Below are 18,321 nucleotides of genomic sequence, written 5' to 3' on the forward strand. Positions count from 1 at the left end.
TCATGCGGCGGCGACTGCGCTGCGTTCCTGCATCTGCCGCGCGAGGTCGGAATATTGGTTCGACTTGATGGCCAGTGTGTCGGCCAGGGCGCGGTAGGTCAGCGCCAGGTACTTTGCGGCGGCAAAGCTGCCGCGCCCGAACACGGCAGCGTCCAGCTTGGGCTGCTCGCCAATCTCCAGGCACTTCAGGAAGGCGTTTTCCGCCATTGGCAGCCACTGCTTCTCGGCCTGCGCGGGGTCTTGCGCCGCGGCCTCGAACATCAGGTGGCCCAGCATGTAGAAGTAGTCGGGCGAGCCGGACCACTCTTCCATCCATTCACCCGCCAGCGTGATGGCCGCGTCGAGTTGCTTCGATTTGGAAAGACACGCCAGCAGGCAGATGCACAGGTCATGCCGATATGGCGCCGCCTTGGGTGCCGTGGTCAGCGCGCGCTGGTAGTGCGCGGCGGCCTCGGCCGGGTCTTTCTGGTTGATCTCAAAATCCTTGCCGAGCTGGTAGAGCACATACGGATCATCCGGATGCGTGGCCAACTCCAGTTGCAACAGGGTGTGGTTGCGCCCGCGCTTCTGGTCCAGCTTGGCGTTCATATAGCCATCGTGGCCAATCACGAGCGGCAGACGCACGCGCTGCAGGTTGGCTGCAGTTGCGACCGGTTGCTCGTGGATGCGGCCCTTGTAGCGCACGCCGCGCGGCAAGAGGCGGGCGATCCAGCTATTGGAATGCTCCACATGGCCGGAAATGTCGTATTCGCTCCGGATACAAACCACGCCGAGCAGCGGGCCAAAGGTGCAAGCGTTGCGCAGTTCTTCCGTGCCGGCCTCGATCCATTCGTCGGCGTCCAGCACGAGGTTCCAGTCCGCATTGGCGGCGGCCAGCGCGGCATTGCGGGCGGCGGAAAAATCATCCACCCACGTGAAATGGTGCACCCGGGCACCGCACGCCTTGGCAATCGCCACGGTGTCGTCCGTCGAGCCGGTGTCCAGCACGATCATGCGGTCGACGTGCGGCTTGGCGCTCATCAAGCAGCGCTCGATGCAGGCGGCCTCGTCGCGGGCGATGACGACCAGCGCAAGACTGCCCCGGGCGGGCTTGGCGCGGTGTTTGGCGTGTTTGGACATGCGGCGCGAAGAAAAAGAAGCGTAGAAAAGTGACGTCAGATCGACATGCTCATGATGCTCTGGTACGCCGAGACGAACTTGTTGCGCACCTGCACAGCGGTCTGCATGTCGATGTTGGCCTTCTGCAGCGAGAGCATCACGTCGTGCAGATCCACGTCGTTGTTGCCCATTTCGAAGCTGCGCGAAACGGATTCAGCCTTCTGCTGCGACGCGTCGACCCGGTCCAGCGACGACTTGAGCACCGCCCCGAAGTCCACGCTGACCTTGGCGCCGTCGCCCGTGGCCGAACCGACACCCCCGCCAATGCCACCCACCGTGCTGGACGGCGCCAGCACGCTGTTCATCAGCGAGACCACTGAATTGGCGTTCGTAATATCCATGTGAAGAAAGCTCCTCTTTTCTCTGTCTTGCTTGCGGCGCCGTTGCTTAGCTGCCTGGGCCGGCTTTCTTGGGGGCTTTCCACCCCGGCCGGTTGGTCGCTATGGCGCCACGGTGATGCAAAGGTAGCCGCCAAGCCGCCGTTCCCAAGCGCCCAAAAGAACGGGAAAAGGCCCTCTTCTTGGCAATTTGCTTGCGCACCCGCTGCCGATAATGGCAACCACGGAGCCATGCCCAGACATTGGGTGAGCGCTCAAGCAACGTAGTCAGTCAGGAGATTTGGGATGCCAACGACAGCCGATTCGGTTGCTGTCGCCGACACGCTCGGTACGGTTGATATGCCGGCGGTGGGCCAGGGCGCGATGACGCGCCAGAAAGCGGGAGGTGCAGGTGCGCTGGGCGCCCTGGGCCCGCTCGGCCGTCTGTCGCCGCGACTGCTGCTGATGATCGGCGGTGCCGCGCTGGTGGCTGTCATTGCCGCCGCGATGCTGTGGAGCCGCGCTCCGGACTACCGCGTCCTGTACAGCAATGTGTCCGACAGCGACGGCGGGGCGATCATCGCTGCGCTGCAGCAAATGAATGTGCCGTACCGCTTTGCCGAAGGCGGCACCGCCATCATGGTGCCCGAGACGAGCGTGCATGAAGCCCGTCTGAAGCTCGCTTCGCAAGGTCTGCCCAAGGGCGGCCAGGCCGGTTTCGAGCTGATGGAAAACCAGAAGTTCGGCACGAGCCAGTTTGCCGAGCAAGTCAATTACCAGCGCGCCCTGGAAGGTGAGCTGGCCCGCACCATCCAAGCCATGCAGGAGGTGCAGTCCGCACGCGTGCATCTGGCCATGACCAAGCCGTCGGTGTTCGTGCGTGAGCAGGCCAAGCCCAGCGCGTCGGTGCTGCTCAAGCTGTATCCGGGCCGCATGCTCGACCGCTCGCAAGTGCAGGCGATTGGCCATCTGGTGTCGAGCAGCGTGCCGAACCTGCCGCTGGCCAACGTGACGGTGGTCGACCAATCGGGTCGCCTGCTGTCGTCGTCGTTCCAGGACACCGCCTCGGGCCTTGACCCGACGCAGTTGAGCTATGTGCGCGACGTCGAGCAGGGTTATATCAAGCGCATCGAAGCCATCCTCGGCCCCGTGGTGGGTGAGGACAACGTGCGTGCGCAGGTGACGGCCGACGTCGATCTGGACAACACCGAGCAGATGGCCGAAACGTATCGTCCGAACCAGGACCCGGCCAACGCAGCCGTGCGCAGCACGCACACCGCTGAAGCCACGCAGAACAAGGCCGACGCCCAGGGCGGCGTGCCGGGCGCGCTGTCCAACCAACCGCCGACCGCGCCGCGCATGTTGCCGACCGCACCGGCGCCGGCCTCGGCGTCGCAACCGGCGGCAACCGGCCCGAATGGCCAACCGCAACAAGCGGCGGCCGCCAACACGAGCGGCAGCACAACCAGCGGCAATTCGTCGAGCACCCGCGACACCACGACCAATTACGAAGTCGACAAGACCGTGCGCCGCACCCGCGCTGCAGTGGGCACCGTGCGCCGCCTGTCGGTGGCCGTGGTGGTCAACTACCGTGGCGACGGCAAGACCTGGAAGCCGTTGTCGGAGGCCGAGATGGCCAACCTCAACGCGCTGGTCAAGGATGCGGTGGGCTTTGACGCCAAGCGCGGCGACTCCGTGAACGTGGTCAACAGCCAGTTCTCGGGCACGCTGCCGATGGCCAAGGACGACCTGCCGCTGTGGAAGCAGCCGGAGATGATTCAGTACGCCATCCAGGCCGCCAAGTATCTGGCGCTGGCAATCGGCTTCCTGATCCTGGTGTTCGCGGTGATCCGTCCGGCGATCCGCTCGATGGGCAAGAAGGCCGAGGCAGCAACGCCCACCTTCGTCGGCCGCGAAGGCGAAGACCCGAACGCCCCGATCATCACCGGTGCCGCCGCTTCGGCCGGGCCGGAGCTGGAAGGCCCTGGGGCTGCCGGCGCCGATTCCGAAGATCTGCCGGACGCGCTGCCGCAACTCAAGAACAACGACTTCGAGAAGAAGCTCGAGACCATGCGCCGCGTGGCGCAGAGCAACCCGCGCGCAGTCGCGGCCGTCATCAAACAATGGGTGAGTAACGAATGAGCGCCGAAGGACTCCAACGCAGCGCCATCCTCATGATGTCGCTGGGCGAAAGCGAAGCCGCCGAAGTGCTCAAGCACCTGGGCCCGCGCGAAGTGCAGAAGCTGGGCGCCACCATGGCCGCGCTGAAGAACGTGTCGCGCGAGCGTGTGCTCGACGCCTTTGACGCGTTCTTCATCGAAGCCGAAGACCTGCCGCTGGACGTGGATTCCAACGAATACATCCGCACCGTCTTCCGCAAGGCACTGGGCGACGACCGCGCCGCCAACATCATCGACCGCATCCTCTCGGGCGGCGACACCAGCGGCATTGAAGGCCTGAAGTGGATGGATGCATCGTCGGTGGCGGAGCTGATCCGCAACGAACACCCACAGATCATCGCCACGATCCTGGTCCACCTGGACCGCGATCAGGCTTCGGAAATCCTGACCTATTTCACCGAGCGCCTACGCAACGACACCATCCTGCGTATCGCCACACTCGACGGCATCCAGCCCAGCGCCCTGCGTGAGCTGAACGACGTGCTGACCAAGCTGCTGCAAGGCAACGACCATCGCAAGAAGAACGCGATGGGTGGCGTGCTCACGGCAGCGGAAATCCTCAACCTGGTGCCGAGCGCCGTGGAAAGCTCCGTCATCGAAGGCGTGCGCTCACGCGATCCGGAACTGGCCGATGCCATCGTCGAGAAGATGTTCGTGTTCGACAACCTGATCGATCTGGACGGCCGTGCGCTGCAGACGCTGCTGCGCGAGATCAGCCAGGACGTTCTGGTGGTGGCCCTCAAGGGCGCCAAGCAGGAGTTCCGCGACAAGGTGTTCGCCAACATGTCGCAGCGTGCCGGCACGATGCTCAAGGAAGAACTGGAAGTGCTGGGCCCCGTCAAGGTGTCGGAAGTCGAAGCGCAGCAAAAGGAAATCCTGGTTGTTGCGCGCCGCCTGGCCGACGAAGGCGAGATCACGATCGGCCGCAAGGCGGAGGACGCGTATGTCTGACCGCGCTGGTTGCCATGTTGTGACGGAGCGCTGAGATGCCACGTCCGCCGATCATCCCGCGCGATACGCTGGTCAACTGCCAGCCGTGGGAGCCGACCGACTTCGAGCGCCAGGCCGCACAGGCCGCCGCTGCAGCCGCGCCGCCCCCGCCGCCGCCCGAGCCTGAAGAGCCGCCGATTTCCGAAGAGGAATGGCAGGCCGCGCTGGACGCGGAGCTTGCCACCGCCCGCGACGAAGGCCGCCGCGATGGTTTTGCGCAAGGCTTTCAGGATGGCTTTGAACAAGGCCGCCGCCAGGGTGAGGAAGACTCAAAGCACATCGCCACGCTGATGCAATCCGTGCGGGATGCGATCGACCAACTGAACGGCAGCGTTGCCGAAGAGCTGGTTGATCTGGCGCTGCAATTGGCGCAGCAGTTTCTGCGCGGCGCGCTGCATGCGCAGCCCGAGCGCATCCTGCCGCTGATTCGCGAAGTGCTGGGCGACGCGCCCACCGCACCGGCGCCCGCCATGTTGCGCGTGCATGCCGATGATGCAGAGCTGATCCGCCAGACGCTGGGCACCGAGCTGGCCGCCGCCGGCTGGACGCTCATCGTCGATGCCGCCATCGAGCGCGGCGGCTGCCGCGTGCAGACCCGCTTTGGCGAAACCGATGCCACGCTGCAAACCCGCTGGGCCGAACTGACCCGCGCGCTGGGCCGCGATACGGCATGGCTTGCCAGCGAGCGCGCGGAAGCCGAACGCGTGGCAGGAGGGGCACTCCATGTCGCTTGAGACCATGCAGCCGGCAGCGCAGGTCGCCGTCAACAATCCCAACGTGCGCATGTGGCAAACCCACTTGCAGCAGACCGCGCAGCGTGCGCGTCTGGCACGCCCGGTGGTGACGTGCGGCAAGCTCACGCGTGTGGCCGGCCTGGTCATGGAAGCCGTTGGCTTGAAGCTGCCGGTGGGCAGTGCCTGCCGCGTGGAACTGCCGCACGGCCGGCACGTGCTGGCCGAAGTGGTGGGCTTTGCCGAAGAGCGCGCCTTCCTGATGCCGCAAACGGATCTGGTGGGCGTGGTGCCCGGTGCGCGCGTGTTCCCGCTGGAGCCGCAACGCCTGCCGGTGACGAGCGAAGACGGCGCCAACCCGACGATTTCGCACAGCAAGTTCCTGCCCGTGGGGCCGCGCCTGCTGGGGCGTGTGGTGGACGCAAACGGTGAGCCGCTCGACGGCAAGGGGCCGCTGGGTGCGCATGAAGACCTGGCCTGGGGCACATTGAACCCGGCACCGCTGAACCCGCTCAAGCGCAAGCCGATCGAGCATGTGCTCGACGTGGGCGTGCGCGCCATCAATGGTCTGCTGACCGTTGGTCAGGGCCAGCGTCTGGGTCTGTTCGCCGGCTCCGGCGTGGGCAAGAGCGTGTTGCTGGGCATGATGGCCCGCTACACCGAAGCCGACGTGGTGGTGGTGGGACTGATCGGCGAGCGCGGCCGCGAAGTGAAGGAATTCATCGACGAGATTCTTGGCGACGAAGGCATGGCACGCTCGGCCGTGGTGGCCGCACCGGCCGACACCTCGCCACTGATGCGTCTGCAGGGCGCCGCTTACGCCCACACGATTGCCGAGTACTTCCGCGACCGCGGCTGCAACGTGCTGCTGATTGTCGATTCGCTTACGCGCTATGCGATGGCGCAGCGCGAGATCGCCCTGGCCATCGGCGAGCCGCCGGCCACCAAGGGCTACCCGCCCTCGGCGTTTGCCAAGCTGCCCGCGCTGGTCGAGCGTGCCGGCAACGGCATGGTGGATGCCAATGGGCGCGGCGGCTCCATCACCGCGTTTTACACCGTGCTGGCCGAAGGCGATGACCAGCAGGATCCGATTGCCGATGCGGCGCGCGCCATTCTGGACGGTCACTTCGTGCTTTCGCGCAAGCTGGCCGAGCAGGGCCACTACCCGGCCATCGATATCGAACAGTCGATCAGCCGCGTGATGTCGGCCATCGTGCCGCGCGAGCAGCTCGACACAGCCCGCCGCTTCAAGCAGCTCTATGCCCGCTACCAGCGCAACCGCGACTTGATTGCTGTGGGTGCTTACGCACGTGGCAGCGACCCGGTGACCGACCAGGCCATCGCGCGCTACCCCGACATGGAAGCGTTCCTGCAGCAGGGCATGTTCGAGAACGAAAGCCGCGAGCACACGCTGGAGAAGATGCAGGGAGTGCTGGCGTGAAGTGCCCACTTGACACTGTGAAGCCGCGAGCGTTGTGCAAGCCGGGGGCTAAAGCCGCCGGGTTTGCGTCCGATGGGTTGATGTAACGGGAAGCTGGAGGGTCTACCGATGACCACCATGAACAAGCCGTTCCGCCTCGAAACCGTGCTGGAACTGGCCCAGAAGGACACCGAGAAAGCCACGCAGGAAGTCGGCCGCCTGATGAACACGCGCGAGGCCGCCACGCAAAAGCTGGCGCTGCTGTCCGACTACCGCAACAATTATCACCAGCAGATGCTGAACACGGCCGAAGGCGGCATGGACATCACGCGCCTGCGCAACTACGCGGCCTTTATCGACCGCCTGGGCAATGCCGTGCACCAGCAGAAGGGCACCATCAACGCGCTGGAGCAGCAGCTTGCGATGAGCCGTGCCAACTGGCTGGAAAAGCAGCGCCGCGAGCAGTCGTTCGACATCCTGCGCCAGCGCCACATTGAAGAGCAGCGCCTGGACGAAGAACGCCGAGCGCAGCGCGACAACGACGAACACGCCGCCAAGGTGATCCGCATGCGTGCGGCACAGGGCGGCAATTGAAGACCAACGCGAACACGCAGTCGCAAGATGGAGTCAACGTGGGTTTGAGTGCCACCCCCAACACCGCTGCCAAGGACCTGGGCGCCATGCTGTCGGCCGGCAATGCTGCCGCCGCCGACAAGACACAGGCCTCTTCATCGGGCACCGATACGTTCGGCAACCTGTTGTCGGACCGCCTGGCTCAGGACGCCGCGCGCCGTCGCGCCGATGCACAATCCGCCGCCGACGATGCCAGCCGCCGTGCCGATATCGCCCGCAAGGATGTCGCGCGCACCGGCGCCGCGCGCAACGATCAGGATGCGAAACCGGCCGATGCCAACACGCCGGCGCAAGCTGTTACCACGCCGGCCAGCGGCACCGTCGATACGGCCAACGCCAAGCCGGCGCAGCCTGCCAACGCCAAGGATCTCGATACCGCTGCGCAGCAGGCCGTGGTCGATCCGGCTGCACAACTGGCGGCGCAGATCGAGGCCGCCCGCCAGGCTGCGCAGCAGGCCGGAGCCGCGCAACAGCCGCTTGCCCAGCCCGCAGGCCAATCGAACACCAGCGCCGATGCCGACGCGACGACGCCGGCTGCTGGCAAATCCTCCTCAACTGACGCCGCAGCACTGGCTGCCGCAACTGCGGCTGCCAACGGGACGCAGGGCGCCGCGGACCCGGCCACGACGGCACAGGCCGGCCAAGTCGGGCTGCCCGCCGCCAAGGACGCCAAAGCCAACGCCGCAAACACGCCGACGCCGCCTGCCACCGCACTGCCCGACAGCGGCACGCTGGCCCAGACCATGGCCCGCACGCGCGCCGTTGCCGACAACACGCCGGCCGCCGTGCGCCAACTCGGCAGCACGTCGCCTGCAAAAAGCGCCGATGCCGACCGAGGCCTGCCGCGTCGCAGCGATCTGAGTGCACACAACGCCACCACGCAAACGCCCGCCGCCGCCATGGCCGATGCCACCAGCCACGCCAGCAATGGCGGCAACACCGGCAATTCGGATAACCCCGGCACGCAAGCCAATGCGCAGGGCAACGGTATGCAGTTCCAGGGCGTGCTGTCGCGCGCCAATGGCGACGCGAGCATGGCCGCACCGACCTTTGCGGTGGGCGGCGCCAACGCAGGCGCTGCGGCAGGGGCAGCGATCACGCCGCAGCAAGTCCACACGCTGCCCACCTTTGGCGATGCTGCATGGCCGCAGAGCATGGCCAGTCAGCTCGCCTTCATGCAAGTGCATCGCCAATCGTCAGCCGAGCTGCAGTTGAACCCTGCCGAGCTGGGCGGCATGCACGTCAAGCTGGAAGTGGACAACGGCGCCGTCAACGCGAGCTTTGTCTGCCAGCACCAAGCCGTGGCCGAACTCGTGCAGGACGCCATGCCGCGCCTGCGCGACGCGATGCAGCAAGGCGGGATGCAGCTTGCGCAAACGTCCGTCAGCACGGGCGACTTCAGCCAGCAGCAGAGCGCATCACAAGGCTCGTCGGCGCAAAACCAGGGCAGCGGTTCGGGCAACGGGGGCAGCGGCAACCGTTATGGCAACGGCGGCTCGCAAGACCGCACCGATACGCTGACGGTGACGCCGCGCCGTGTGTCCAGCCACGAAGGTGCGATCGATACATTCGCCTGACGATGACCGGCGGCGCCTAAAGTTTGAGGCCGGCCGGCCGTTAGTACGCAGGAGTGCCATGCATAAATGGCCAGCCGCAAGGCAACGAAAGAAGGACGGGAAATAACCACGCGAGCACGCCGCGCACAGGTTTGGCGCGGCAGCGTTGCAAATGAATAACAAGGGGGTCAAGTCCGACTGGCGAAGAAGGGATCAAACGGGGATCATTTCGCCACATCCGTTCTCGGACGGATGCACACGGACCGATGCGGGGTGTCCGAGCCGGGGGGCTGGCGCACCGCATGTTTGCCGTACTTACGGGAGAGCGCACCGCGAGGTGCGCTTTTTGTTTTTGTGCGCCAGCGCCGTTCTAGAGCCGAGCGCATGGCGGATGCCTCAGGCGCCTGCCTCGGCCGTTGCCAGTGTGGCGGGCGTGACCGACACCACGTGCTCCACGCCGTAGCCGCGTGCCACCCACGCATCGATACCGCCATGCAGCGGACGCACGCGCTTGAAGCCGCGTCCCATCAGCGTGCGCGCCAGCATCACGGCAGACGCCTCGTTGGGGCAGGCGCAGTAGATGATGATCTCGCGGTCGGGGCCTTCGATCTCGATCGCGCGGTGGCTGGCGGACATGTCGTACAGCATCGCCCCCGGAATGCGTTGCGGCTGCAGCATGCGCGAGCTGTCGGCGCGCACGTCGATGATGACAGGAGCCGCGCCCGATTCGATCAATGCATGCAGCTCATCGGGCGAGATGCGCGCCATCTCCAGCATCTTGCGAAAGCGCCAGCGCTGCAGCCAGCGCGCAGCCACATACACCGCTGCAAGCAACGCGATCAGCAGTACGGCTCGCGTGCCGAGCTGGTCGAGCTGGTGCAGCGCCTGGTCGATGCTGTCATGCGCCACGCGGCCCAGCATCAGCCAGAGCGTTGCCCAAACTGCCGAGCCCACCAGGTTGTACAGCGCAAACGTGCTGAACGGCGTGCGCATCGTGCCCAGCAGCGCAGACGATACCGTCGACAAACCCGGAACGAATTTCGCAATGAGCAGCATCGGCGCGCCCCAGCGCTCGAACTGCGTGCGCGTGCGTCGCACGCACGAATCGGGCGATAGCGACACGCGGCACAGTAGTGCCATGACGTGCCGGCCATAGCGCTTGCCTGCGAAGTACCACAGGCCGTCGCCCAGGAGTGCGCCGGACACGGCGGCGGGCGCCAGCTCCATCAGGTAGAGCGGTCCATGGAATGTAAGCGCGCCGGCCACCAACAGCGTTGGCACGGCCGGCAGCGGCGCACCGGCTTGCGTCAGCAGCACATTGAGGAACACGGCAAACGCACCGTATTCGGCGATCAGGGGAAACAGGTCATGCATGGCAGGAGGGGCGCGGCGGGCGGGGGCGAAAGCGTCTGCCAAGTTACCGCATTCCGGCGCCGCCCGATAGCCATGTCACCGGAATGCGCTCGGCGATATGCGGTTCGTGTGGAATTGGCGTGACAATGAACGCTTCATACCGCTTCTGAAACCTGCCGCCATGTCTTCTGCAATGCCCATCGACGCTGCCGCTTCCGTGCACGAATCAGGTGCCATCGCTATTCGTCCGGCTACCGTGGCGGATTTGCCGACCATCGTCGGCATCTACGCACACCACGTGCAGACCGGCACCGCCAGTTTTGAGATCGACGCCCCCGATCTGCCCGAGATGACGCGCCGCTTTCACGCACTGCAGGATGCCGGTATGCCATATGTTGTGGCTGAAGCCGACGGCGTGCTGCTCGGCTATGCGTACGCCGGCCCGCATCGCGCCCGGCCCGCGTATCGCCACACGGTGGAAGATTCCATCTATCTCGACACCGCAGCGCAAGGGCGGGGCGTTGGGACGTTGCTGCTGGAGGCGCTCATCCGCGAATGCCAGACGCGCGGTTTCAAGCAGATGGTGGCGGTGGTGGGCGGCGGCCGCGAAAATCCGGGGTCAGCCAAGTTGCACGCGCGCTGCGGGTTTCGCGAGGTGGGCGTGCTGGAGGCGGTGGGCTACAAGTTTGGGCGCTGGCTGGATTGTTTGCTGATGCAGCGGGCCTTGTGAGGTGAGGGCGCCAGCTGAACCAATCAAAGAGATTCAGCAAAAAACCAGAGTAGTCGAGAGGGCCGGCGTTGATTCTTCCGGAACGCATCAAAGTTCTGAGCCCAATTCAGAGGCTATTGGTCATTGCGCTCAATCGATGATGTCGGCACAGGCGTCAGTGGGCGCGGCCGCCACATGCCCCACCAGCGGCACCATCTTCAGGCCTGCCGACGCCACCCGGCACGGCGCGGCCACCACGCCGCAGCCGGAAAGGCATGCAGCAACAAGCAAGGACACAGCGAGCAGAAGGCGTTTCATCGTGGGTGGGTTTGAAAGCGAATGCCAGGCAGTGTGACACAGAGTCTTTCGCCAACCTGTGCGCGTTTGTATCGGGAAATGACAATCTGTGCGGGTCTCGCAACCATGACGCGATGCGTCAGAGCGCAACAATAAAACCCGTTCGAAAGCCGCACAACGCTGACTTTGGGTGAAAAAGTCACATTCTTTTTTTGCGCAAATAAACCCGCTAGCCTTTGCTGCAAGCCGCAAAGCCACTGTTGATACGGGTTTTCCCTTAATTTCATATATCGCAACAATAAATTGTCTGTCGCGACATTTATTGTCTGAACAGGCTCGCCTACGATGACTCCATCGAATGCGGCGCCGCAGCGAAAAAGAAGATCCCGGAAATGCCCGGATCACCTGCCCGACGCGCTGCGCCCATCTGGAGAAGACATCATGAAAGCCCAACGTACCCTGATTGCTGCCCTGATCGCCCTGGCAAGTGTGCCGGCCCTGGCAGCAGCCAAGTTTGATGTGTACACGCAAGGTGCTGCGCAGGTCAGCCAACGTTTCGACGTGTATTCGGATGGCGCTAAGGCTGGCGACAAGTTCGATCCGTACACGCAAGGCGCCAAAGCCGGCAGCAAGTTCGATCCGTACACGGAAGGCGCACTGGCCCGTGCCGGTAAGTTCGATACGTACACCGAAGGTGCCAAGGCCGGCAGCAAGTTTGATCCGTACACCGAAGGCGCACTCGCCCGTGCCGGCAAGTTCGATACCTATACTGAAGGCGCCAAGGCCGGCAGCAAGTTTGACCCGTACACCGAAGGCGCCGTGGCCTGAGCCTGGTTCGTCCCGCAAAAACGCCCGCACACTGCGGGCGTTTTTGTTTGTGTCACCGGGAAGCGTGATGATTGCGAACTGAGTTGCCATTGCGGCGTCTCACTCTCATCACAACCAGGAAGCCATGATGATTCGTTTCCGTCGTCCGACCCGCTCCCTTCTGTGCCCTGCGCTGGCCGCGGCTGCCATGCTGGCTGGCTGCGCGACCGTCACGCCGGGCCCCTTCCAGATCACCGTGCGTGATGCCGATGACACGGTGCTGGAGCAATTCCAGTTTCAGGCCGGCTCGCAGGGGTCGCTTGAAACCGCCATGATCGGCATGTGCCGCGTGTATCCGGAAGCCACCGTCATCGCAGAGCAGCTCTCAACGCACGAGCGCCTGCGGGAGCGCTGCAAGCGCTCGTTTGCTTCAATGTTCTCGCCAACCTGATGCTGCGCTGAAGCGGCTACCATGTCGCCTCATCGGCTGGCGGTGCCGGCCTTGTGTGAACATCCCGAGCACGCACCTGAGGCGCATGTGAACCAGCAAGACAAGTCCTCCGAGATCTCCCAGGTTTCCCGCTTTGCGGCGACACGGCCGCGGCTGCTGTCGGCGTTCGCGCTGGGCGCTATAGCGGTCGCTGTTGTGCCAGCGCATGGGTGGCTTGCGCGCCTGCTGTTCGGCTGGGACATCGCGGTGTGGGCGTACCTCATCCTGATCACGGTGATGATGCTGCGTGCAGACCCACACCGCATCCGCGCCGTCGCCCGCCGTGAAGACGAGCGCGCCTCGGCCGTGCTGGCGGTGGTCTGCCTCGGTGTGGTGGCCAGCATGGTGGCCATTGCGTTTGAACTCGCGACAGCCAAGTCGGCGGGGCATGCGCAGTCGTCGCACTACCTGTTCACCGGTATCACGGTGCTGGGCGCGTGGCTCATGGTGCCGATGATGTTCACGGTGCACTACGCGCATCTGTATTACCGTGCGCCCCACGAGCCCCCGCTGCAGTTTCCCGACGAGCAGCTCGAGCCCGATTATTGGGATTTCCTCTACTTCTCCTTTACGATCGCGGTCGCCAGCCAGACGGCCGATATCAGCATTCGTTCGCGTGCAATGCGGCGCGCGGTGCTGGGGCAATCGCTGCTGTCGTTCTTCTTCAATACGAGCATCCTCGCCCTCTCCATCAACATTGCTGCAGGCCTGTTTTCATGACGATGCTGCCTCCCGAGCTTCCTCCCAGCGCACCCACTCGCTCCATCAACGCTGTCAGTTACGTGCTGGTAGCGGCGATGATTGCGGCCGTGCTGTGGCTGCACCTGTTGCCGGCCGCCATTGCCGGCTTTCTCGTCTACGCATTGGCGCGCAAGCTGGAGGCTCGCTTGCGCGAGCGCAGCAGGCTGTCCCAGCGCGCGAAGTCGATTGCGGTGATCTGCGTGTCCGTGGTCGCGGCCCTTATTCTTGCAGGGTTTGGCATCGGGATCGGCCGCTTGGTCGAGCACGGGCATGGGCTCGAAGGCATGCTTACGCGCATTGCCGACGTGCTCGACAACGTGCGGGAATCGTTGCCGGCGGCGGTGGTCAATTACGTTCCGCAATCGGTGACCGAGCTGCGTGTGCAGCTTGTGCAGATGATCAAGGAACATGGCCATCAGGTGTCGACCCTCGGTATTGACGGGTTGCGTGCCAGCGCATTGATGCTGGTCGGGCTGATCCTGGGGGCGATGGTGGCGTGGTCGGATACGCTTGACCCCGAGCACCACAAGCCGTTGGCCGCAGCACTGGTGGGCCGGCTGAGCCGGTTGACCGACGCGTTCGAAGCCGTGGTGTTTGCGCAGGTGAAAATCTCCGCGCTCAACACGGCGCTCGCCGCCATCTACCTGCTGGGTGCGCTGCCGCTGTTCGGGCAGCACGTGCCGTATTCCAAATCGCTGATCCTGCTGACCTTCGTGGCGGGGCTCATTCCCGTGGCGGGCAACCTCATCTCCAACACGGCCATCGTTGTGATGAGCGTCACCGCATCGTTGGAGCTGGCGGTGGCATCGCTCATCTTTCTGGTCGTGGTGCACAAGCTGGAGTACTTCGTGAACGCGCGCATCATCGGCAGCCGCATCGATGCGCGCGCGTGGGAGCTGATCCTCGCGCTGATCGTGATGGAGGCGTTGTTTGGTTTGGGTGGCGTGATTGCCGCGCCCGTGCTGTACGCCTATTTGAAGCGCGAGCTGACGGACGCCGAGCTGATCGGCTGAGACGTTTCTCGTGTGGGGTTGAGGTGCAGGGTGACCCGCCAGCGCCCCCGCGCTGACGGCATCGGCAGAAAAGAGCGCGCCCTACGGGACGAGGGGCGCGCAATAACTCGCTGACCGAGAGACGTCAGCGAGCCGAGGGTCGGTACACGGGAACGAAGCGGGCGGCGGGCGCGTGGCGTTGCCGGTGACATCCACGGCTTCGGACGTGACGAAGCAGCAGACGACCCGGTCGTCGAGCAGGGCCTGATAGAAAAGGTCTCCCATCGCGCGGCATAGCGTTCCCGTTAGCAGGATCATCATGGCTCCCCTCCCATGTTGGCCGATGTGCGGCATCGTCGATGCTGGTCATCGGTTCGGTTTGCGGATCGTTGTGTGTGTGAAATTGCTTACGCAGCGTGTCCGTCAGGCTGTTGGCACTGGCGCCTTGCGGTTGCTTCTGGCGTCGTGCTGCAGTCCATGCTGCCGAGTATAGAAAGCGTCTCCTGAGCGGCCATGCTCCGAACGGAGTAGCTCCGCGCGCGAAAATGGCTAACACGTTAGCTGCCTGCCAGGGCAAGCTGGGCAAGGGTTTGCGGGAAGATGGTCGGTGTTTTGGTGGAAATGGCGCCGCGCGGGCTGACGCTTTTGCCCCGACAGTAAATTGTCCGGTTTGCGTTAATCGTTGTCGAATTTGCGGTAACACGCCTGCACCGTTTAGGCGCAAGATTGAGCGCTTTCTTGCCTCATCCTCGTTACCCCAAACCATCATGCAAACCACCGCAAACGGCACGGCCGCTGCATCGGCAGCCCCCGCCGCGCAGGCCGACAAGACCGGCTTTGGCGTGATCGGCGCCATCAGCTTCGCGCACTTCCTCAACGACATGATGCAGTCGTTGATCCTGGCGATCTATCCGCTGCTCAAGGGCAACTTCCACCTCGATTTCTCGCAGATCGGGCTGATCACGCTCACGTACCAGATCACGGCGTCGCTGCTGCAGCCGATGGTCGGGCTGTATACCGACAAGCATCCGAAGCCGTATTCGCTGTCGGTGGGCATGGGCTTCACGCTGGTGGGGCTGGTGCTGCTGTCGATGGCGCCCAACTTTGGCACGGTGCTGCTGGCGGCGGCGCTGGTGGGCACGGGCTCGTCGATCTTCCATCCGGAGTCGTCGCGCGTGGCGCGTATGGCGTCGGGCGGCCGTCATGGGCTGGCGCAGTCGCTGTTCCAGGTGGGCGGCAATGTGGGCAGCGCGATGGGTCCGTTGCTCGCGGCAATCATCATCATGCCGTATGGGCAGCACAGCCTGGCGTGGTTTTCGATCGCGGCGCTGATCGCCATCTTCGTGCTCTATCACGTAGGCGGCTGGTACAAGCGTGAACGTGCCGCAGGCCATGGCCGCAAGGCGGGCGGCCGGGCGCATGCCGCGGTCAAGCTGTCGGGCAAGCAGGTGGCGTTTGCGATGACGCTGCTGGTCGTGCTGCTGTTCTCCAAGTACTTCTATCTGGCGAGCCTGAACAGCTATTACACGTTTTTCCTGATCACCAAGTTCCACCTGTCGGCGCAGACGTCGCAACTGTTCCTGTTCCTCTTCCTGTTTTCGGTGGCGGTCGGCACGATCGTGGGCGGGCCGATTGGTGACCGCGTGGGCCGCAAGGTCGTGATCTGGGTGTCGATCCTGGGCGTGGCGCCGTTCACGCTATTGCTGTCGTACGCCAACCTGTTCTGGACCGCCGTGCTGACGGTGATCATCGGGCTGGTGCTGGCCTCGGCGTTCTCGGCCATCCTCGTGTATGCGCAGGAACTGATTCCCGGCAAGGTCGGGATGGTGTCGGGCCTGTTCTTCGGATTCGCGTTCGGGCTGGGCGGCATTGGCGCCGCGGTGCTCGGCAAGCTGGCTGACGCAACCGACATCTACAACGTCTACCACCTTTGCTCGTTCCTGCCGCTTATCGGCCTGCTGACGGTGTTCCTGCCGGATATCGAACGCAAGCGCCAGCAGGCGGCATAACGCGCCGCACATCGCGTGCAGATACAACGCGGCGGACGTCCCCTCCCGGGCGCTCCGCCGCTTTGCTTTTGGCGTTACTTCTCGACGGCGTGGGTCGGGCCCGGCCACACGCCGGTCATCTCGATCTCGCGCCGGCCGGTCAGCCATTGGCCGAGCGGGCTGGGCCAGCGGAACGCGTAGTTGTCGCTGTTCACGACGCCCTGGAACTTCACGTCGACCTGAATATCGGTGGCGTTGAGCGGGATGTTCGCGACCGTCTTGGAGATGCCGCCGCTGAGCGAGAACTCGTCGCTGCGCGGGCCTTGCGGTGTGTTGTAGCGCAGCTTGATGTGCGTGACGTAGGTGCAGCCCGGCTTGTTGTTGAAGTAGATCTCGAAGCCGCCCAGGCGCGTGATCCAGTTGGGGATCAGCAGATTGCCGTCGAACGACGCAAACGTGTAGGCCACCGGAATGGGCGCCGGCGCCTGCTTGCCCGGCTCGAACGGCCAAAGGTGCTGATCGACGCTCTTGGTCTGGTTGACCGACACGAACGATCCCTTGCCTGTCGCGCTGCCGAGCATGTCATGCACGGCACCCGCCGAGCCCGTGATCGAGAACGACGAGTTGTTGTCTTGCGAGCCGACGTTCAGCCCGCTGTTGGCCAGGATCACGCTGGTCACCACGCCGAAGCCCTGCGCGATGTTGCCGCCTGAGCCCATGCTGACGGACTGCGCCTGCTCGGCCAGCCACTTGATCGTCTCGGGCCGCGTGAGCTGCGTCAGGTCGTTGATGTACGACTCCGAGGCAATGCCGAATTCCGAGGCGATCGACCCGACCGACGAGAACTCCCATTTCACTTCCACGCCCGCGTTGATCTTGGTGCCGCTTTCCGGATCGGTGGCCGAGCCATCGAGCTTGACGTTGGTCTCGGTGCGGTGGACGTTGTTGGTCGACAGCTTCCATTGGTTTGGGACGGTGCGCGTGCTGATGGCCACGCCCGGCGTTTCAGGCTTGACGGGCGTGAAGTCGCCGGTGTCGGGCGACACAAAACCGACTGCGCCGGTTCTGATGGTGGGGGCGAGCGTCCAGTTGCCCCAGTAAGCTGCGCGGCCGTTGCGGATGAGGTCAGTGAAGGCGCGATTCCATTGCATGGTTGCACTCCAGGTGTGAGGTTGTGCTGCGAGTCAGGTTTGCGCGGTGGCGTTCATCGCTGCGTGGCGATGGGCAGGGCGCGAGGGCACTGTCTCAAACAGGCTGGCGCCTGTTAATGCAGCAGAAGACCTGGGACAGACGGCATGGGCGCAGGCATGGGCAGGCCGCCGTGCGTGACATCACGCAAGCCGCGCGAGCCCCAGCGCCAATCCCAACCCGATCAGGATCACGCCAATCACGCGGTCCACGATGCGCTGCCGCGCCAGCAGCGAACGTCGCAACGCACCCGACGCAAACACCGCCGCCACCAACGCAAACCACACCGCGTGCGCCGCCGACATGAACACGCCATAGCCGAACTGCGCGGCCAGCGGTGTGCCCGCGTGAACAACCTGCGTGTACGTGCTGACCACGAACAGCGTCGTTTTTGGATTGAGCGCATTGGTTAGAAAGCCCATGCGCAGCGCGGCGAGGGTCGATAGCGTCGGGGTGCCGGTGCCGTGGGCGGTTGCCTCGCCGCTGGGCAACGCCTTAGCCGACAGCGTTTTCCAGCCAATCCACACCAGGTACGCCGCACCCACCAGCTTGATGCCCTGCAGAAGCGCTGGCGCATGCGCAATCAGCAGCCCCACGCCGAACATCGTGTAGAACACGTGCACCTGCACGCCCAGCGCAATGCCCAGCGCGCAGAGCACGCCGGCGCGCCGCCCATGCAGCAGGCTGTTGCGCGTGACCATGGCAAAGTCCGCGCCCGGACTGATGACGGCCAGGATGGTGATGACGGCAACAGCAAGGAGTTCGGTCATG

The 18,321-nt window shown here is 64.5% G+C and carries 18 protein-coding genes; 12 read left to right on the forward strand and 6 right to left on the reverse strand.

Annotated elements, in window-relative coordinates:
• Positions 1-1,119 carry a glycosyltransferase family 2 protein gene (locus NKG59_RS21810; protein WP_253541330.1) on the reverse strand — a complete coding sequence of 373 codons (1,119 nt, stop codon included), beginning with the start codon at positions 1,117-1,119 and terminating at the stop codon, positions 1-3.
• A 35-nt stretch (positions 1,120-1,154) separates the two neighbouring features.
• The gene (gene fliE, locus NKG59_RS21815; RefSeq protein ID WP_045203479.1) at positions 1,155-1,499 is read right to left on the reverse strand and encodes a flagellar hook-basal body complex protein FliE; all 345 of its coding nucleotides are present in this window, start codon (positions 1,497-1,499) and stop codon (positions 1,155-1,157) included.
• Between the two features lie 282 nt (positions 1,500-1,781).
• Between fliE and fliF the strand changes: the two genes are divergently transcribed.
• The 6 genes from fliF (at position 1,782) to NKG59_RS21845 (ending at position 9,006) form a co-directional block, all read left to right on the forward strand.
• Positions 1,782-3,617, forward strand: a complete 1,836-nt coding sequence (gene fliF, locus NKG59_RS21820; protein ID WP_253541332.1) for a flagellar basal-body MS-ring/collar protein FliF — start codon at positions 1,782-1,784, stop codon at positions 3,615-3,617.
• A complete protein-coding gene (gene fliG, locus NKG59_RS21825; RefSeq protein WP_024977623.1) occupies positions 3,614-4,606 on the forward strand; it encodes a flagellar motor switch protein FliG in 993 nt (330 codons plus the stop codon). Before fliF ends, fliG begins: the two co-directional genes overlap by 4 nt.
• 35 nt (positions 4,607-4,641) lie before the next feature.
• Positions 4,642-5,379 (forward strand): flagellar assembly protein FliH, encoded by a 738-nt coding sequence (fliH, locus tag NKG59_RS21830; RefSeq protein WP_253541334.1) that lies wholly within the window; start codon positions 4,642-4,644, stop codon positions 5,377-5,379.
• On the forward strand, positions 5,369-6,817 hold the full coding sequence (gene fliI, locus NKG59_RS21835; protein ID WP_253541336.1) for a flagellar protein export ATPase FliI: 1,449 nt from the start codon (positions 5,369-5,371) through the stop codon (positions 6,815-6,817). The genes fliH and fliI overlap by 11 nt, the downstream gene beginning before the upstream one ends.
• A 108-nt stretch (positions 6,818-6,925) precedes the next feature.
• The gene (gene fliJ / locus NKG59_RS21840) at positions 6,926-7,390 is read left to right on the forward strand and encodes a flagellar export protein FliJ (protein ID WP_253541338.1); all 465 of its coding nucleotides are present in this window, start codon (positions 6,926-6,928) and stop codon (positions 7,388-7,390) included.
• 38 nt (positions 7,391-7,428) lie between these two features.
• The gene (locus NKG59_RS21845) at positions 7,429-9,006 is read left to right on the forward strand and encodes a flagellar hook-length control protein FliK (RefSeq protein ID WP_253541340.1); all 1,578 of its coding nucleotides are present in this window, start codon (positions 7,429-7,431) and stop codon (positions 9,004-9,006) included.
• Between the two features lie 375 nt (positions 9,007-9,381).
• Here NKG59_RS21845 and NKG59_RS21850 read toward each other — a convergent pair whose 3' ends face one another.
• Positions 9,382-10,359: a DedA family protein/thiosulfate sulfurtransferase GlpE gene (locus NKG59_RS21850; protein WP_045203474.1), complete on the reverse strand. Its 978-nt coding sequence runs from the start codon at positions 10,357-10,359 to the stop codon at positions 9,382-9,384.
• 172 nt (positions 10,360-10,531) lie between these two features.
• Between NKG59_RS21850 and NKG59_RS21855 the strand changes: the two genes are divergently transcribed.
• A complete protein-coding gene (locus NKG59_RS21855; protein WP_420804047.1) occupies positions 10,532-11,068 on the forward strand; it encodes a GNAT family N-acetyltransferase in 537 nt (178 codons plus the stop codon).
• 129 nt (positions 11,069-11,197) lie between these two features.
• On the opposite strand, the gene NKG59_RS21860 is transcribed toward NKG59_RS21855, so the two are convergent.
• Positions 11,198-11,365, reverse strand: a complete 168-nt coding sequence (locus NKG59_RS21860; RefSeq protein WP_253541343.1) for a DUF6726 family protein — start codon at positions 11,363-11,365, stop codon at positions 11,198-11,200.
• 420 nt (positions 11,366-11,785) lie between these two features.
• On the opposite strand from NKG59_RS21860, the gene NKG59_RS21865 reads away from it, so the two are divergent.
• From NKG59_RS21865 to NKG59_RS21885, 5 genes are all read left to right on the forward strand, one after another.
• Positions 11,786-12,172 carry a hypothetical protein gene (locus tag NKG59_RS21865; protein WP_253541346.1) on the forward strand — a complete coding sequence of 129 codons (387 nt, stop codon included), beginning with the start codon at positions 11,786-11,788 and terminating at the stop codon, positions 12,170-12,172.
• Positions 12,173-12,299: 127 nt separating this feature from the next.
• Positions 12,300-12,602 (forward strand): hypothetical protein, encoded by a 303-nt coding sequence (locus NKG59_RS21870; RefSeq protein WP_315862608.1) that lies wholly within the window; start codon positions 12,300-12,302, stop codon positions 12,600-12,602.
• Positions 12,603-12,689: 87 nt separating this feature from the next.
• Positions 12,690-13,361, forward strand: coding sequence for a DUF1345 domain-containing protein (locus NKG59_RS21875; RefSeq protein WP_253541793.1), 672 nt, complete (start codon positions 12,690-12,692; stop codon positions 13,359-13,361).
• Positions 13,358-14,395 carry an AI-2E family transporter gene (locus NKG59_RS21880; RefSeq protein ID WP_253541349.1) on the forward strand — a complete coding sequence of 346 codons (1,038 nt, stop codon included), beginning with the start codon at positions 13,358-13,360 and terminating at the stop codon, positions 14,393-14,395. The genes NKG59_RS21875 and NKG59_RS21880 overlap by 4 nt, the downstream gene beginning before the upstream one ends.
• A 746-nt stretch (positions 14,396-15,141) precedes the next feature.
• Entirely contained in the window at positions 15,142-16,383 is a 1,242-nt protein-coding gene (locus NKG59_RS21885; protein WP_253541351.1) for an MFS transporter, read from the forward strand.
• Between the two features lie 74 nt (positions 16,384-16,457).
• Here NKG59_RS21885 and NKG59_RS21890 read toward each other — a convergent pair whose 3' ends face one another.
• Entirely contained in the window at positions 16,458-17,513 is a 1,056-nt protein-coding gene (locus tag NKG59_RS21890) for a hypothetical protein (protein WP_253541353.1), read from the reverse strand.
• 180 nt (positions 17,514-17,693) lie between these two features.
• Positions 17,694-18,320 carry a LysE family translocator gene (locus tag NKG59_RS21895; protein ID WP_253541355.1) on the reverse strand — a complete coding sequence of 209 codons (627 nt, stop codon included), beginning with the start codon at positions 18,318-18,320 and terminating at the stop codon, positions 17,694-17,696.
• Between the last annotated feature and the right edge of the window lies 1 nt (position 18,321).

Source organism: Ralstonia chuxiongensis, from assembly GCF_024158925.1.
Lineage (GTDB): Bacteria > Pseudomonadota > Gammaproteobacteria > Burkholderiales > Burkholderiaceae > Ralstonia > Ralstonia chuxiongensis.

Bases quoted from the DNA above. Each gene is read 5' to 3' on its own strand.
- NKG59_RS21855 (WP_420804047.1), top strand. From the start codon at position 10,532: ATGCCCATCGACGCTGCCGCTTCCGTGCACGAATCAGGTGCCATCGCT.
- fliJ (WP_253541338.1), top strand. From the start codon at position 6,926: ATGACCACCATGAACAAGCCGTTCCGCCTCGAAACCGTGCTGGAACTG.
- fliF (WP_253541332.1), top strand. From the start codon at position 1,782: ATGCCAACGACAGCCGATTCGGTTGCTGTCGCCGACACGCTCGGTACG.
- NKG59_RS21865 (WP_253541346.1), top strand. From the start codon at position 11,786: ATGAAAGCCCAACGTACCCTGATTGCTGCCCTGATCGCCCTGGCAAGT.
- NKG59_RS21810 (WP_253541330.1), bottom strand. From the start codon at position 1,119: ATGTCCAAACACGCCAAACACCGCGCCAAGCCCGCCCGGGGCAGTCTT.
- NKG59_RS21850 (WP_045203474.1), bottom strand. From the start codon at position 10,359: ATGCATGACCTGTTTCCCCTGATCGCCGAATACGGTGCGTTTGCCGTG.
- fliG (WP_024977623.1), top strand. From the start codon at position 3,614: ATGAGCGCCGAAGGACTCCAACGCAGCGCCATCCTCATGATGTCGCTG.
- NKG59_RS21880 (WP_253541349.1), top strand. From the start codon at position 13,358: ATGACGATGCTGCCTCCCGAGCTTCCTCCCAGCGCACCCACTCGCTCC.
- fliI (WP_253541336.1), top strand. From the start codon at position 5,369: ATGTCGCTTGAGACCATGCAGCCGGCAGCGCAGGTCGCCGTCAACAAT.
- fliE (WP_045203479.1), bottom strand. From the start codon at position 1,499: ATGGATATTACGAACGCCAATTCAGTGGTCTCGCTGATGAACAGCGTG.
- NKG59_RS21870 (WP_315862608.1), top strand. From the start codon at position 12,300: ATGATTCGTTTCCGTCGTCCGACCCGCTCCCTTCTGTGCCCTGCGCTG.
- NKG59_RS21885 (WP_253541351.1), top strand. From the start codon at position 15,142: ATGCAAACCACCGCAAACGGCACGGCCGCTGCATCGGCAGCCCCCGCC.
- NKG59_RS21890 (WP_253541353.1), bottom strand. From the start codon at position 17,513: ATGCAATGGAATCGCGCCTTCACTGACCTCATCCGCAACGGCCGCGCA.
- fliH (WP_253541334.1), top strand. From the start codon at position 4,642: ATGCCACGTCCGCCGATCATCCCGCGCGATACGCTGGTCAACTGCCAG.
- NKG59_RS21860 (WP_253541343.1), bottom strand. From the start codon at position 11,365: ATGAAACGCCTTCTGCTCGCTGTGTCCTTGCTTGTTGCTGCATGCCTT.
- NKG59_RS21895 (WP_253541355.1), bottom strand. From the start codon at position 18,320: ATGACCGAACTCCTTGCTGTTGCCGTCATCACCATCCTGGCCGTCATC.